This window comes from Caulobacter rhizosphaerae (genome assembly GCF_010977555.1).
Classification (GTDB): domain Bacteria; phylum Pseudomonadota; class Alphaproteobacteria; order Caulobacterales; family Caulobacteraceae; genus Caulobacter; species Caulobacter rhizosphaerae.
This window is the reverse complement of record NZ_CP048815.1, coordinates 1,693,549-1,708,083: the sequence shown is the minus strand read 5'-3', so window position 1 is coordinate 1,708,083 and position 14,535 is coordinate 1,693,549. Positions and strand designations below refer to the sequence as shown.

General features: G+C 68.8%; 14 protein-coding genes. 5 read left to right on the top strand and 9 right to left on the bottom strand.

The genetic code is table 11. From position 1 onward, the window contains the following. Positions 1–74: 74 nt before the first annotated feature. The 3 genes from G3M57_RS08155 to G3M57_RS08145 are packed head-to-tail and all read right to left on the bottom strand — an operon-like array spanning position 75 to position 3,783. Complete coding sequence (locus G3M57_RS08155) at positions 75–1,001, bottom strand: TauD/TfdA dioxygenase family protein (RefSeq protein WP_163229919.1); 927 nt, start codon at positions 999–1,001, stop codon at positions 75–77. Between the two features lie 44 nt (positions 1,002–1,045). After that, a complete protein-coding gene (locus tag G3M57_RS08150; RefSeq protein ID WP_163229917.1) occupies positions 1,046–2,440 on the bottom strand; it encodes an acyl-CoA reductase in 1,395 nt (464 codons plus the stop codon). Continuing rightward, positions 2,437–3,783: a hypothetical protein gene (locus G3M57_RS08145; protein ID WP_056755043.1), complete on the bottom strand. Its 1,347-nt coding sequence runs from the start codon at positions 3,781–3,783 to the stop codon at positions 2,437–2,439. Before G3M57_RS08145 ends, G3M57_RS08150 begins: the two co-directional genes overlap by 4 nt. Before the next feature lie 107 nt (positions 3,784–3,890). On the opposite strand from G3M57_RS08145, the gene G3M57_RS08140 reads away from it, so the two are divergent. Further along, positions 3,891–4,892, top strand: coding sequence for a GlxA family transcriptional regulator (locus G3M57_RS08140; protein WP_056755046.1), 1,002 nt, complete (start codon positions 3,891–3,893; stop codon positions 4,890–4,892). On the opposite strand, the gene G3M57_RS08135 is transcribed toward G3M57_RS08140, so the two are convergent. Next, positions 4,889–6,133, bottom strand: a complete 1,245-nt coding sequence (locus G3M57_RS08135; protein WP_163229915.1) for an MFS transporter — start codon at positions 6,131–6,133, stop codon at positions 4,889–4,891. The two genes, G3M57_RS08140 and G3M57_RS08135, sit on opposite strands and share 4 nt — an antisense overlap. Positions 6,134–6,182: 49 nt before the next feature. Then, the gene (locus G3M57_RS08130; RefSeq protein WP_163229913.1) at positions 6,183–7,343 is read right to left on the bottom strand and encodes a sulfotransferase family protein; all 1,161 of its coding nucleotides are present in this window, start codon (positions 7,341–7,343) and stop codon (positions 6,183–6,185) included. 167 nt (positions 7,344–7,510) lie between these two features. Here G3M57_RS08130 and G3M57_RS08125 point away from each other — a divergent pair, with 167 nt between their 5' ends. Next, a complete protein-coding gene (locus G3M57_RS08125; RefSeq protein ID WP_163229911.1) occupies positions 7,511–8,650 on the top strand; it encodes an epoxide hydrolase family protein in 1,140 nt (379 codons plus the stop codon). A 25-nt stretch (positions 8,651–8,675) separates the two neighbouring features. Further along, positions 8,676–9,503 carry a metal-dependent hydrolase gene (locus G3M57_RS08120; RefSeq protein ID WP_056755057.1) on the top strand — a complete coding sequence of 276 codons (828 nt, stop codon included), beginning with the start codon at positions 8,676–8,678 and terminating at the stop codon, positions 9,501–9,503. Positions 9,504–9,660: 157 nt separating this feature from the next. Here G3M57_RS08120 and G3M57_RS08115 read toward each other — a convergent pair whose 3' ends face one another. After that, the gene (locus G3M57_RS08115) at positions 9,661–10,761 is read right to left on the bottom strand and encodes an amidohydrolase family protein (RefSeq protein ID WP_163229909.1); all 1,101 of its coding nucleotides are present in this window, start codon (positions 10,759–10,761) and stop codon (positions 9,661–9,663) included. Between the two features lie 118 nt (positions 10,762–10,879). Between G3M57_RS08115 and G3M57_RS08110 the strand changes: the two genes are divergently transcribed. Beyond that, entirely contained in the window at positions 10,880–11,680 is an 801-nt protein-coding gene (locus G3M57_RS08110; RefSeq protein WP_056755062.1) for a FadR/GntR family transcriptional regulator, read from the top strand. Next, the gene (locus G3M57_RS08105; protein WP_163229907.1) at positions 11,677–12,171 is read left to right on the top strand and encodes a PaaI family thioesterase; all 495 of its coding nucleotides are present in this window, start codon (positions 11,677–11,679) and stop codon (positions 12,169–12,171) included. Before G3M57_RS08110 ends, G3M57_RS08105 begins: the two co-directional genes overlap by 4 nt. Here the strand turns inward: G3M57_RS08105 and G3M57_RS08100 are convergent. The 3 genes from G3M57_RS08100 to G3M57_RS08090 are packed head-to-tail and all read right to left on the bottom strand — an operon-like array spanning position 12,168 to position 14,533. Then, the gene (locus G3M57_RS08100; protein ID WP_163229905.1) at positions 12,168–12,590 is read right to left on the bottom strand and encodes a VOC family protein; all 423 of its coding nucleotides are present in this window, start codon (positions 12,588–12,590) and stop codon (positions 12,168–12,170) included. The two genes, G3M57_RS08105 and G3M57_RS08100, sit on opposite strands and share 4 nt — an antisense overlap. A 4-nt stretch (positions 12,591–12,594) precedes the next feature. Next, the gene (locus tag G3M57_RS08095; protein WP_163229903.1) at positions 12,595–14,109 is read right to left on the bottom strand and encodes an AMP-binding protein; all 1,515 of its coding nucleotides are present in this window, start codon (positions 14,107–14,109) and stop codon (positions 12,595–12,597) included. A gap of 13 nt (positions 14,110–14,122) precedes the next feature. Further along, a complete protein-coding gene (locus G3M57_RS08090) occupies positions 14,123–14,533 on the bottom strand; it encodes a Zn-ribbon domain-containing OB-fold protein (protein ID WP_163229902.1) in 411 nt (136 codons plus the stop codon). Between the last annotated feature and the right edge of the window lie 2 nt (positions 14,534–14,535).

Here is a 14,535-nt window from a genome sequence, read left to right as displayed (position 1 = left end):
GCCTCCGCCGCCCCGGACGACCACGGCCGCGCGGAAACGATCAGCCCGGCGATATCACAGGCCATCGCTCGCGGTCAGGCGAGCTTGATCGAGGCGTGCCCTTCCGGCGCGGTGAACAGCGGCGGCTTGTGGCCATAGACCGGCGGCAGTCCTTGGGTGCTGATCCGCAGCAGGCGACGGCGCTTGCCCTCGACCGCGGAATATTCGATCGGCGTGGCGCGATGCAGAGTCGCCAGATTGTCCCAGATCAGCACGTCGCCGACCTCGGCCTTGAAGGCGATGTTGAAGCGCGGCGACACCGCGTGGCTCTTCAGCGCGTCCAGCAGGGCCTCGCCCTCCTCCGGCTCCAGTCCCTCCACGCCGTAGGGCGTGCCGGCGACGGCGTAGAGGCTGCGCTTTCCGCTGATCGGATGGGTGATGACCAGGGGATGGCGGGGACGCTCGGCGGCGCGTTTCCTGGCCCGCACCCCGCCGTCGCGATCGGTCGCGTCGGGATCCAGCTTGATCGGCGTCTCGTCGGGGCCGCGCTTGCCGCCGACCAGCATGTGCAGGGCGTCCAGCGCATCGACCCGCTTGCGCAGCGCGTCCGGCAGGGCCTCGTAGGCGGCGGTCAGGTCGGTGAAGCGCGTTTCCCCGCCCTCGTCCGGCGCCTCGATCGCATAGAGCATGGTCGTGGAGGCGGGCACGTATTCGTACGAGCCGTCCGTATGCCAGAACGAGGCGCCGTCGCGCCGGCCCATGTCGTGCTGCGGCGAGTTGGAGATGGTGATCAGGGCCGGATAGTCCGGGTCCAGGTCCTTGGTGAAGAAGAAGTCGATCGGCGCGCCGAACAGGCGGCCGAAGCGGTCGTATTGCGCCTTGGTCAGGTCCTGGCCGCGGACGCGCAGCACGTGGTGCTCGGCCAGGGCGTCGACGAGGGCCTTGCCGTCCTGCGCGGAGAGATCGCGCAGATCGACGCCGGAGATATCGGCGCCGAACGGGAGATGGGGAGAGAGTTTCATGGTCGTTTCCTGCGTTTGCGGGGAAGATCGCGTGCGGAACCGCGTCAGCCCTCGTCGTTGACCCACCGGACGAACCGGTGGAGGGGATAGAAGCCGTCGTGCGGCAGGCCGACCTCGGGCGTGGCCGCGCCGAGCGAGACGATGCGCTGGGCGCCGGCCGAGGCCAGCAGGTCGCGCAGGGCCGCCTTGCGCTGGGGCGGATAGACCCCGACCGTCTGGGTGGCGACATTGACGTGGCGGAGCGCGTCCTCCAATCGCTCCACGGCGACGACGTTGACGACCTTGCCCTCGGGATAGAAGTCGACCGCCTCGTCGGAACGGATCACCAGCCCCCGCCCCTCGTAGCCGCCCCAGACGCGGTAGTAGTCTTCCAGGTCGCGCAGGCCGTCGATCTCGTCGCGCAGGGACCGCGCGATCGGGCGCGGTTCGGCCGAGGCGGAACGCCGGGCCTGACCCAGCTTGGCCTGCAGGCGCTCGCAATAACGGTCGATCTGCTCGATCGACCCTTCGATGAACTGGAAGCGGCTGGCCGTGCAGGCCTCCTGGTTCATGATCGTGGCGTCGTGGGCCCCGGCCTCGGCCGCCGCCTCCAGCGCCGCCTCCGAAGCAAAGGCCTCGCGGCCGATCAGCGAGATCGAGGTCTTGGGGTCGAAGGCCACCAGCTCCAGGCCAGGCCCGACATATTTCAGGGCGCCCTTGATGGTGCTCTCGCCGCCCCAGGCGACGATCTTGTCGAAATATTGCGGACGGAACAGCAGCCCTTCGACCGCCTCGTCGCCACCGCGCCAGTAGGCGGCCGAGAACGATCGGGCGACGGGATGGCCGGGGGCCGCCTCGGACAGGGCCGCCAGGATGGCTGGCGCGCTGAACAGCTCGTTCGACGGCAGTTTCAGCAGATGGGCCCCTTTGGTCAGCGCCCCGCGGATCACCGTGTTGGCCGCGACGCCCGGCGAATTTCCGGCGATGACGTGCAGCAGCCGGCAGGGAAAGGCCCGCACCCGCGCCGATCGCCCGGACGGCGCCGTCACCTCGCGCCAGCCGTCCAGCAGGTCCTTGCCGCCGATCTCCTGGGCGATCATGAACTCCATGGAGGCGCGGCTGAACATGTGGCCCAGATGGGCGAACGAGGTCTCGACCAGGTCGCGTGGATAGAAGCCGGCGGCGACGCTGCGCTCCATCGCCTGGGCCAGGACCCCGGAGGCGTCGCGCTTGAGGACGTCGCCGGTGGCGACCAGCACGTCGATGATCTCGTCCACCGGCACGTCGGCGGCGGGGGTGGGCGTGGGGCGCGGCCAGACCAGGGCGCCGACATCCAGAACCGGCGTGGTGAAGCGGTTGGGCTCGCGGCCATACTCCAGGCTGTCGCCCTCGATGACCTGTCCCTTGATGACGTGGCGGACCCGGGCAGGCCCGGCGAGCGGCGGAAGGATCGCGTTCATGGCGCCACGGCTCCGCGGATATAGGCGTCGATGGTGCCGGCGCAGCCGATGTGGTCGCTCTCTCCGGCCTGGGCGTAGCGGCTGATGGTGTCCAGTATGGTCGGTCCGGCGCGGCCGCAGGGGCAGTCCTTGAAATCAATCGTCACCTTGTCGCCGCTGATCAGGCCGCCCCAGCGACCTTCGTAGAGCAGGTCCAGGAAGGCGAACCGCCCCTCGACGACGCCGTCCTCGCCATCGTCGGCGGTCAGCAGGCGCTCGCCGTCACGGTCCAGCAGCAGCCAGATCAGGCCCGGGGGCCGGTGATAGCGGCCGCACTGGCACTTGGGACAGGTCTGGGCCATTTCGGTCATGCCGTAGGCGTTGTTGCGGATGACCTTGCCGTAGAAGCGGTCGACCCGCTCCTTGTAGTCGTCGGGCAGGGAGACCCCTTTCAGCCCGCCGCCGGCGCTGACCAGGCTGTCGGGGTGGAAGCCCCCGTCCTCGACGCCCAGGGCCTTGGCGCGGTCGATGATCGCCATGTGCTGGGCCCACAGGGCCGAGACCACGATCGGCTCGTGGCGGTGGGCCAGCAGCTTCTCGACGAAGTCGTCCAGCGCCGCGCTCATGCGTTCGGCCCGCACCTGGGCTTGGACCCTGGCCACCGCGATCTCGCCGGGGGTCGCCAGCCCCTCGGCCATGCGCTTGTTCAAGGCGGCCGAGGCGCTGATGTCGGCCAGGCGCAGGGGCTCGTCGGTCAGGAAATGGGCCTCGCCGGGCCGGGCCCAGACGGCGGCCGAGTTCACCGCCGCCTCGATGGCGCTGTTGGGGCCCTTAGACGGGCTGGTCAGGAACACCACCCGGCTGTTGTCGGCCTTGACGTAGGGCCAGCCGCTCATCCGGCGGTAGTGGCGCTGCTTGTTCGCGGAATCGCCGCGCGTGTGGTTGAGGAACGAGACCTTGCCGCTGGAGCCGCTGGTGGCCAGCACCATGTGGCCGGCCGCGCGCAGGCGGTCCATCCAGTCGTCGACGTCGGTGACGCCCTCGACGTCGACATCGGTCACCGTCTGGGTCGACAGGGTCTGCATCCACTGCAGCAGCCGGTCCCACCGCCCCTGCTCCACGAAGCTGGCGGGATAGGACTTGTAGGACGTGTGGGCGAACAGCAGCGGCACGAGGTCGTCCAGGCTGCGGATCTCGTCGACGCCGCTCTCGGCGGCGCGGCGGCGCAGGACGGGGATCTGCTCGCGGCGCTCGGCGAACAGCTCGCGGGCCGCCTCCAGCTGTCGCGCCTCAAGGTCGGGATACGACCTGTCGAAGACGTCTTCGTGGACGGCGGCGTCCACCAGTTCCGATCGAACCGACATGTCCCTGGGCTCCCAATTTTTCTTTGACGATGATCCTCCCAGCGCCGACGGTAGAGGGGCGATCCGGACAATCGTGTCGCTGGAACGGACAAGCCGGAGGAAGCCCAGTGCCGCGCGTCGCCATCGTCGTCACCGACGGGGTCCTGGCCAATGCGGTGTTCGAGCTGGTCGACGGCCTGAGCCTGGCCAACCGCTACACCGAGCAGCAGTACGGCGAGCGCGAGGCCCTGCCGCCGACCCTCGACGTGCGGCTGGTCTCGGCCTCCGGCGAGGCGGTGCGGGCCGAAAACGGGCGGCTGCTGCCGGTGGACGAGGGCCTGCACTCGGGTCCCTACGACCTGATCTATGTCGCGCCCTTCGCGATCGGCAAGCCCGCGGCGCTGGCCGTCCGGCTGGAACCACTGCACGCCATTGCGGACTGGCTGGCCGCCGCGCATGGCGAGGGCGCCCGCTTGGCGGCGAGCGGCAGCGGCGTCGCGGTGCTGGCCCGGGCGGGGGTGCTGACGGGAGTCGTCGTTCCCCTGCCCTGGTGGCTGGAGCGGCCGATGGCCCGCCTCCATCCGCACCTCACCTTCGACGTCGACCGCAAGGTCCAGGTCCATGACGGCCTGTTCCTGGCCGGCGCCCATGTCGGCGAGCCGGCCCTGGCCGTGCGGATCATCGAGGCGATCATGTCGCCGGACGTGGCGACCTGGATCGAGCGGATCACCGGCGTGGATCGCTATCCCGACGGCCCCGATCCGGCCTTGGCCTTCTCACCCGCCGTGCTGCGCGAGGACGAACTGGTGAAACGCGCCGCCCACTGGCTGCAGCTGCGCTTCGCCCAGAAGCCGCAGATCGCGGACCTGTCGGCGGCGATGGCGATCCATCCGCGGACGCTCTCGCGCCGGTTCATGGCCAGTCTGGGCATGACGCCGATCGACTACCTGCAGCGACTGCGGGTGGAGGCGGCCAAGCGCATGCTGGCCCGGTCCGCCCGCAAGGTGGACCGGGTCGGCTATCTGGTCGGCTATTCCGATCCGCGGTTCTTCAAGAGCCTGTTTCGCAAGCACACCGGGTTGACGCCGGGCGAATACCGCCGCCGGACGCGGGCCGGCGACCAGGCCTAGAGGGGCTTGCGGGTCCTGACGCCGGGCTCGGCCGGATACCGCCCGAGGAACAGGTAGGCGGCGGCGGCCAGCAGGAACAGGACCGCGGCGCCGACCAGGGCCTGGTTGTAGGACTTGAAGTGGTCGAAGGCGAAACCGAACGCGATGCCGCCCAGGCCGGCGAAGGCGGCGATGAACAGGGTGCTGAGGCCATAGATCGCGGCGAAGGACTTCATGCCGAAATAGCGGGCGATGATGAAGGCGATCACATCGATCTCCGCCCCCTGGGCCAGGCCGATCAGGATCAGGCCGATCCCGGCCATGACCGGCGTCGGGGTTCCCGGCAGCAGCAGCGCGATGCCGACCACGGGCAGCAGGGTGAAGGCGCAACCGACCGCCGGCGCCCAGATCCGATCCACCAGCAAGCCCGTCGTCAGGGTGCCCACGACCACGGATATGGCCAGCAGGGCGCTGTACTGGGCCGCGACGCCGGCCGGCAGGCCCTTGTCGGTGAGCATGGGCTGGAGTTGGCTGAGGATCCCCACGCAGGGGCCGTAGGTCAGCGCCGCGGCGGCGCAGACCAGCAGGATCCGGCGGTCCGAAATCAGGGCCAGCCACAGGGCCGGATTGAGCACGGAGATCGGCTTGCCCTTGTCGTTCAGCTCGACCGCCTCGCGCCGGTCGTGCACCAGCAGCCAGCTGATGGGCAAGGCCACCAGCAGGGCGACGGCCGCCAGCAGGTAGTAGCCGGCTTGCCAGCCGTGGGCCTTGATCACGTGATAGGCCAGCACCGGCATGAAGGCGCCGGCCAGCGAATAGCCGATCCGCGACACCGCCAGCGCCGTCCCCCGCGAGGTGGTGAACCAGCCGGCCACGGCGCGGGTGAAGGCCACCCCCGTCGTGCCCATCCCCGCGAAGACCAGCAACGCATAGGCCGCGACGAACAGGGTGTAGTTGCCGCCGCTATGGGCGATCAGCAGATAGCTGGCGCCAACCAGGACCAGGCAGCTGCACAGCACAGGCCGCACTCCGACACGGTCGATCAGCCGGCCGAACAGCGGCGCGACCAGGCCGGCGAACAACGCGACCTGGAAGGCCAGGGCGATCTGCCCCCGGCTCCAACCAAAGGCCGCTTGCAGGGGTTGGACGAACTGGCTGGAAGTGAACGACCAGCCGCCATAGCCCAGGCCCATGGCGATGAAGGTGCCGAGCACCACCTTCCAGTGGGCGCGCCATTCTTCTCGGGCTGTCTGGTCGATCATCGATGTTCCATTCAAAATCGTCGCCGCCGGCGCCGCCTGTCGGGGCGGTTCAGGCGGCGCGTTCGAGCCTGACGTTGAAGTCGCGGATGTAGCCGCCCATGACGCTGTCGATGCTGGCGTAGTCCAGGTCGAACGCCTCCATCGAATAGGAATGGCGCGGCCCCTTGGCGTGGGCCTCGCGATCGGCGGCCATCCAGTCCAGGACCGCCGCCGCGCGCTCGGGCGTGAAGGCCACGCCGAAGCGCGCATAGCAGCGACCCATCTCGCGGAGCGGATCGGCCTGGACGTCCAGATAGTGCGCGTCGAAGAACCGGTCGGGATGCTCGTCCCGCACCTGGGCGGCGCGTCGCATCGACTGCGACTGGCGCTCCAGCATGCCGAACGAGCCGGCGGGCGTGGCGTCCGAGAACAGGCTGTAATTGACCGCCAGATTGCTCGACAGCGACGCCAGGACCTTGGCCGGGTCGCGGTGGCACAGCACCACGCCCGCGTCGGGAAAAACCTCAACCAGGTCGCGCATCCACCAGTCGTGGGCCGGGGTCTTGAGCACCCAGCGGTCGCGCTTGAACCGGTGCTGAAGGTGCTGCAGCGCCCGCTTCTGCTCCTCGTAGACCGGCTTCATGTCTATGGAATACAGCAGCTTGGCGTAGTTGGGGACGTTCCACCAGGCCGGGTAGTTCACGGTCAGCAGCGACATCTCCCAGAGGAAGTTGCACTCCTCCGGACGCTCGGCGCCGTAGGGATGGATGCCCTGCATGGCGGGCGACAGGAACCCCTCGAAATCCAATGCCGCTCGGCACGCCTCGATGCGGGCGTCGCTCCCGTAGGTCGCCTCCTGCGGCGGCGGCGAGGGAAACATGATCTCCCACAGGCGGGGCGAGCGGTTGGCCGGGTCCGCGGCCAGGAGGTTGTGGAAAAAGGTCGAGCCGGCGCGCGGCAGGCCGGCGACGAAGATCGGCTTGACGACGGTTTCCTCGGCGACGCCCGGGAACCGCTTGCGGTCCTCGGCCAGACAGAGACGGCCCTTCAGGTTGTCGACCAGCCGCCGCCGCGCCCGCTCGATCCCGCGGGCGTTAAGGTCGGCATGCACGATCAGGTCGTGGGACAGGACTTCGAGCGGTTCGCGGAAAAGCTCGCCGCCCCAGTCGGCCAGGCCCGTCGCGTCCTCGGCGGCGCGCATCAGATCCTCAGCGTCCAAAGGATGCGTCATCGGCCGTTCCTCTCTGTCCGCCGTCTGTTCCACGGCTTGCGTCCAGCCTAGGCCCGGCCGGAGGTCGCCGTCACCCAAACCGCCCCAAGGCATCGTCTCCGCGATAAGCCCGCCCCGGATGCGCCGGAACGTTTCCGGGATGATGCGCCGGGAGTCATGCTGCGACCATGGATGCCCCGACGCCCTTCGAAATCGCCGTGCCCGAGGCCCGCCTGCAGCACATTCGCGCCGGGTTGCGCGCGGCCGACATCACCTATGCGCCGCCGGGCTCGGGCTGGGCCTACGGCGTCGACGCCGCCTATCTGCGCGAGCTCATCGACTACTGGCTCGACACCTATGACTGGCGGCGCTGGGAGACGCACCTCAATCGGTTTCCGCAGTTCAGCGTCCGCATCGACGACGTCGACGTGCGCTTCCAGCACATCAGGGGCTCGGGCGGACGCGGCCCGATCCTGATGACCCACGGCTGGCCCGGCTCGATTCTGGAATTCGACCAGGCCGCGGAACGACTGGCCTTTCCCGAGCGGTTCGGCGGGCGGGCCGAAGACGGCTTCGACCTCGTGATCCCCTCCCTGCCCGGCTTCGGCTTCTCCTCGCGACCGAACAGCCCGATCGGGCCACGCCGGGTGTCGGAGATGTGGCGCAGCCTGATGGTCGACCACCTGGGCTACGACCGCTTCCTCCTGCAGGGCGGCGACTTCGGCAGCGCGGTTTCCAGCTGGCTTGCCCATGACGCCCCGAAGCACGTGGCCGGCCTGCACCTGAACCTGTGCATCCCGCAGCCTGTCCCCGCCAGCGAGGCTGTCGAGGGCGAGGTCGAATGGCGGGCGGCCTATGAGACGGTTCAGCGGCGGGAGTCCGCCTACATGTTCGAACACATGACCAAGCCCCAGACCATCGGCGCGGCCCTCTCGGCCAGCCCGGTGGCGTTCGCCGCCTGGGTGATCGAGAAGTTCCACGGCTGGGCCGACACCGGCGGCGACATCGAGAGCCGCTTTAGCAAGGAACAGCTGATCACCAACCTGATGACCTATCTGGTCAATGACGCGGTCTCGTCCTCCATCTGGATGTACGCCGGAACCGCCGCCGAGGCCGCCGCCGGGCGGTTGTCCGGCCTGAAGGTGACGGTCCCGACCGGCGTCGGCCTCTATCCGGGCGAGTTCCTACCCGCCGCGCCGCGCGGAGCGATGGCCCGCAACTGGAACCTGGTCCGGCTGACCCAGATGCCGGCCGGCGGCCACTTCGCGGCCTTCGAGGAGCCCGCGGCCTTCGCCGACGACGTTCGACAATTCTTCCTGAGCCTATGAGCCGGAAACCGGCAGGAGCCACGCCATGAAGGTTCGCTATCCGCGTTGGGACTACGCCCAGACCCCGCCCCACTGGTCGCCCTATATCGAGTACGTCCAGGCGCGGAACGCCGCCTCGACCATCCCGTCCTATGTCGAGCCGTTCCTGGTCAAGATCATGCTCCAGGCCCGCCAAGCCCTGGACCAGAAGGACACGCCGCTGGATCGCGACCTGGTGGTGTTCATCAAGCAGGAGGCCCAGCACTGCAAGCAGCACGACGCCTTCAACAGGCAGCTGCACGCCGCCGGCTATGACGGCATCAAGGCGTTCGAGGCCGAGCTGGAGGCGACCTACGAGGACTTCCTGGCCAACAAGTCCCTGAAGTTCAACTGCGCCTACGCCGAGGGCTTCGAGGCCCTGGGCTCGGGCATGGCCCAGGTGGTGTTCCACGGCAAGCTGGCGGAATTCGAGGCCAGCGAGCCCAATCCCGGTTCGGAGCTGTGGCGCTGGCACTTGGCCGAGGAGTTCGAGCACCGCAGCGTCGCCTTCGACGTCTACCAGACCCTGTTCGCCAGGAAGAACCCGGTGGCCGGCTATTTCTACCGTCTGTACGGCTTCTTTTTCGCCCTCAGGCATCTGGGCGGCTATTCGCGGCGAGCCGCCGACTACCTGCTGTCGGTGGATCGGGCGACGATGACACCGGAAGAGGTAGAGGCCTCCAAAGCTCGTGAAGCCCACTTCAAGAAGACCTACGCCCGGCTGATGATCCCCAAACTGCTGATGGTGCTCTCGCCCTTCTACAATCCCGGAAAGAAGCCTGTACCGCCCGCCCTGGCCGCCTATCTGGAGGGGTTCGAGGCGCGGACGGTCTGATACGGCCAGCCGCCTATTCAGGACGGACGCCTACAAGCGCTCCTCATCCTGAGGCGCCCGTCGCGTAGCGGCGGGCCTCAGGATGAGGAAGAATAGGTAGACGAGAAAAAGCCGCCAGGATTGGATCCTGACGGCTTTTGTCTGCGTCCGGCCAGGATCAGGCGGCCAGCGCCACCGGCATGCCGATGCCGAACAGCTCTTCGAACGCCCCCAGGGTGACGCGCCGGCGCACGTCCGGCGAGACGTGGTCGAACAGCTGGTGCAGCACCTCCTGGGTGTGGGGATAGGTGCCCTCCAGGTGCGGATAGTCCGAGCCCCACAGCGCGTTGCGGTAGTCGTGGGCGATCACCGCCGGCAGCGCCGTCACGTCGTGCTGGAACGACGAATAGACCTGCTGCTTGATGATCTCGCTGGGCAGGCGCGACAGTTTGGGGTGGGCGTACTGGTTGTGCTGGCGATAGGCCTCGTCGAGGCGGTCACCCATGGCCGGCACCCAGGCCACGCCGGCCTCGGCGGTCATGATCTTCAACTTGGGGAACCGGTCCAGGGCCCCGCCCGAGATCATGTGCACGACGCAGCGCTGCACCGGCACGGTGGTCTCCCAGTAATTGATCAGGGCGGCGCCGGGACCGCGGGTGACGATCAGTTTGGAGGTGCCGGTGCCGACGTGAAAACAGACCACCATCCCGGCCTCCTCGCAGACCTGCCAGATCCGGTCGAACTCGGGCATGTTGTATTCGAGGTGATCGGGCAGGGTCGCCGGCAGGCAGATCGACTTGAAGCCCAGGGCCGCGACCCGCTTGGTCTCCTCGACCGCGTCGTCGAAGTTCAGCACCGAGATCAGCGCCGTGGCCAGCAGGCGCTCGGAGCGCTTGATCATGTCGCTGTGGGCCCAGTCGTTATAGACCTTCACCGACTCGTGCATCAGCTGGCGGTCCTTCATCACCGACAGCCAGATGCCGACCGACGGGAACACCACCTCGGCGCAGATGCCCTGCTCGTCCAGGTCGGCCAGGCGCAGGTCGAGGTTCTCGGACCCCGGCGGCGTGATGGCGTCGATCATCGAGGCGGCGGCGAAGAACACCTTCTCGTCGTCCACCACATAGATGTCGTGCTTGCCGTCGCGGACCATGTGCGGGCCGCGCGTCTTCAGCGACGGCGGCAGGTTCTCGGTCCAGAGCCCCTTGGGCTCCCAGACGTGGCTGTCGCCCGAATTCACCCAGATTTTTCCGCCTGCGGTCGGCGTGCCCGTGGTCATTTTGTTCGTCTCCTACCTGCCGCGAGTATCCGTCCACGGCCTCAATAGGTCAATAATATATATAATTGACCTGGGCGGCGACGCGGGCCACCCTGGCGCACGCTTCGAGGACCCGCGATTGAGCCGGCAAGACCCCAAATCCGCCCAGCGATGGTCGCCCGACGCCCGCGCCGAAGGCAGCGCGCTGCGCGTTCCCAAGACCTCGGAACTGATCGCCCGCTGGCTGCGGCGGGAGCTGTTGCGCACGCGTCCGAGCCCGGGCGACGCCCTGCCCTCGGAAACCGAGCTGCGCGAACGGTTCGGCGTGTCGCGCCCGACGATCCGCGAGGCCGTCCGGATCCTGGAGACGCAGCACCTGGTCAAGGTGGCCCGCGGCGCCTTCGGCGGGGCGCGGTTCACCCTGCCCGAGGCCCGCATGGTCTCGGAGGCCACCGGCGTCTACCTGCAGGCGCACGGCACGACCCAGGCCGAGCTGAACGAGGCGCGCATCACGCTGGAGCCGCGACTGATCGGCTTCCTGGCCGGCAAGCTGTCGCCGGACGCGATCGCCCGGCTGCGGGCCGAGGTCCAGCGGCAGGGCGAGGCCATCGACGACGTGCGCGAGTTCGGCAGGGCGCACGAGGACTTCTACGCCACCCTGTCGGAGGTCTGCCCCAACCGGCTGATCGCCCTGGAGCTGCTGACCCTGCGCGACCTGATCCAGGCCCAGACCGAGCTGGTCGGCGACGCCTGGGTCCAGCACGCGCCCCGCTCCCGGGCGGGCATGGTCCGGCACGTCGAGGTCAAGCGCGAGGTGGTCGATCACCTGGAGGCTGGCCGAGTGGCCGAGGCCGAGGCGTTGTGGACCCGGATGCTGGAGGCCCAGCAGCGCCTGACCGCCGCCATCGGCGTGGGCGACGATCCGATCGAAGCCCTATGATCACCCCGCGGGAACATGTCGAACGCACCCCAGTCGGCGACGGCGTCAGGCTGTGCGCCAGCTGTATCCCGCGCGGCCGCTGCCGCCTGGGCATCAGCGGCCTGGGCCTGGACGCCGAAGGCGTGGCCCGCTTCCGGCTGGTCTGCGACGCCGGGCACGAAGGCGGTCCGGGCGTGGCCCACGGCGGCTGGACCGCCTCGGTGCTGGACGAGATGCTGGGCAGCGTCGCCCTGCTGCACAAGCGACTGACGGTGACCAAGAGCCTGACCGTGGAGTTCCTGCGGCCCGTGCCGATCGATCAGCCTCTGTTGGGCCGATCCTGGAACGACCGGATCGAGGGCCGTCACTGGCATAATGTCGGCGAGGTCACCCTGGCCGCCACGGGCGCCCTGCTGGGTCGCGCCACCGGCGTGTTCTCCGAACGCGACCCCGACCACTTCCAGCGCCACAAGGACTGGCTGGCGACCCAGATCGGCAAGGCGGCCGATTAGCTTCCTCGCAGTTGGACCAGTTGCACCAGGGCCCCGCCCAGCCGTTCGTCGCGGACGAAGAACCAGTCCGCGCGCGGCGCCGAGCCTTCACCGACGATCTCGACGCCCAGGACCGCCAGCCGGGCCCGCTCGGCCGCGAGGTCCTCGACCTTGAAGGCGATGTGCGAAAGGCCCTCGCGGTCGCCGAACCAGCGGGCGTCGACCGTCTGGCCCGACACGGTCTGGACCATCTCGATCTCGACCCCGTCGCCGGTCTGGCCATGAGTGACGAGGCTGACCTGGTCGGGGCCGCCGTCGAGATCGGGCAGGACGTAGCGAGCGATCGGCGCCCAATCGACGCCGAACAGATCGCGATAGGCCTTGGTGGTCGTCTCGATGTCCCGCACGGCGAAGCCGAGATGCAGCAGGTCCATCGCCATGGCCTCAGTACTTGTAGTCCTTGCCGCCGGGATAGCCGCCGCCGCCATAGGCCGCGTCGAGGGCGGCATAGTCGGTCGGCCCGGCCGGCGTGCGGGGGATGGCGCTTGCGAACTCCACCCAGCGTGGTTTCTTGTACGAGGCGATCCGGGCGCGGCAGTGCTCGATCAGCTCCGCATCGGTGACCTCAGCGTCCGGCTTGCGGACGATGATGGCCTTGACGCTCTGGATCCAGCGCGGGTCGGGAACGCCGATCACGGCGGCGTCGGCGACGGCCGGATGGCTCCTCAGGCAGCCCTCGACCTCGGCGGGATAGATGTTCTCCACCCCGGACTTGATCATCTGGACCTTGGGGCCGACGAAGTTGATCGACCCGTCAGGCTCGCGCCGGCCCAGGTCGTTGGTCAGCCACCAGCCGAAGCGGGTGCGGCGGGCGTTGGTCTCCGGCCGGTTCCAATAGCCCAGGCCGACCGTGGGACCGCGCACACCCAGTTCGCCGACCTCACCGTCGGGGACCTCCTGGCCCTCCTCGTCGAAGATGCGGACGGCGGCGATCGGGCTGGTGCGGCCGAAGATGCTGGCGGCCTTACGGTCGTAGTGGGCCCAGGTCACCAGGCCGCCGACCTCGGTCTGGCCGTAGCCCATCATCGAATAGTCCTCGGTCGGCAGGGCGGCCGAGCGGAAGTGGGCCAGGTCGTAGCGACCGTCGGCGTTGAAGGCGTGCAACTCGTCGATGGTCTTGGGCACCAGGAAGGCCAGGCTGCATTTTTCGGCGTGCAGGGCCTCGGCGATGACGGCCACCTCGGTCCGCCGGATCATCACGTTGGCCCCGCCGGCGTGGAACACGCCCAGCGTCACCATGAGGGTGCCGATGTGGAAATGCGGCCCGGAGTTCAGGAAGATGGTGCCCGAGGTCAGGGCCTGGACCAGCATGATGTTGACGTTCTGGGCCATCACCCCGGCCTGGCTGAGGATCGCCCCGTTGGGACGTCCCCCGAAGGCGGCGGTGTAGATGATCACGCAGCCGGCATGGACGTCGATCGCCCGCTCACGCCGCGCCGGATCGGCCGTCTGCAGTCGTCCTTCGTAGCCGTCGGGTCCGGCCTCGTCGAAGTGGATCCAGGTCCCCTGCTTCCACTGGGCCAGCGCCCGCGCGGCTTTCACCGCCTCGCCGATCTCGCCCTCGTGCCACAGCAGTACGCGCGGCTGGAGGTCGTCAATCACGAAGGCGATCTCTTCCGGCGACTGGCGCCAGTTGAGCGGGCAGAACATGGCCCCCAGGACCGAGCACGCCAGGATCCCCTCGAGCACGGCCAGGGAGTTCTGTCCCAGCCACAGCACGCGCTCGCCCGGCCCGACGCCCAGCGACTCCCACAGGTTGGCCAGCCGGTTCACGCGGTCTTCCAGGTCGGCGTAGGTGTAGCGGCGACCTTCCTGCACCAGGGCGGTGCGGTTGGGGTGCGACCGGCGGTGCTCCTGCAGCACGTCCAGCAGGGTCAGGGTATGCAGCGTGTCGGACATGGGGATCTCTGGATCAGACGCTGGATGGGCGGGGCTTGAACACGGGCGCGATCCGTCCGTCGTGAAGCGGTCGGAAATCGACCTCGACCGGCAGGCCGCAGGTCAGGGCTTCGGGCGGGCAGTCGACCAGATGGGCGAACATGGTGAAGCCTTCCGGCAGTTCGACGGCGGCCAGGACATACGGCGTGGCCATGCCCGGAACAGGGGCCCGATGGACGGTCGTGTAGCTGTAGACCTCGCCCCGTCCCGAGGTCTCGACCCAGCTCCAGTCGGTTGAGAAGCAGTGGGTGCAGGCGATCTCGGGGGCGAAGAAGAACCGCTGGCAGGCGTTGCAGCGTGGCGCGATCAAGCGCCCCTGCGCCGCAGCCTCCCAATAGGGCCTCGACAGGGTGGTGACGGGAAAGTCGAACGCGGCGTCGGCCATGG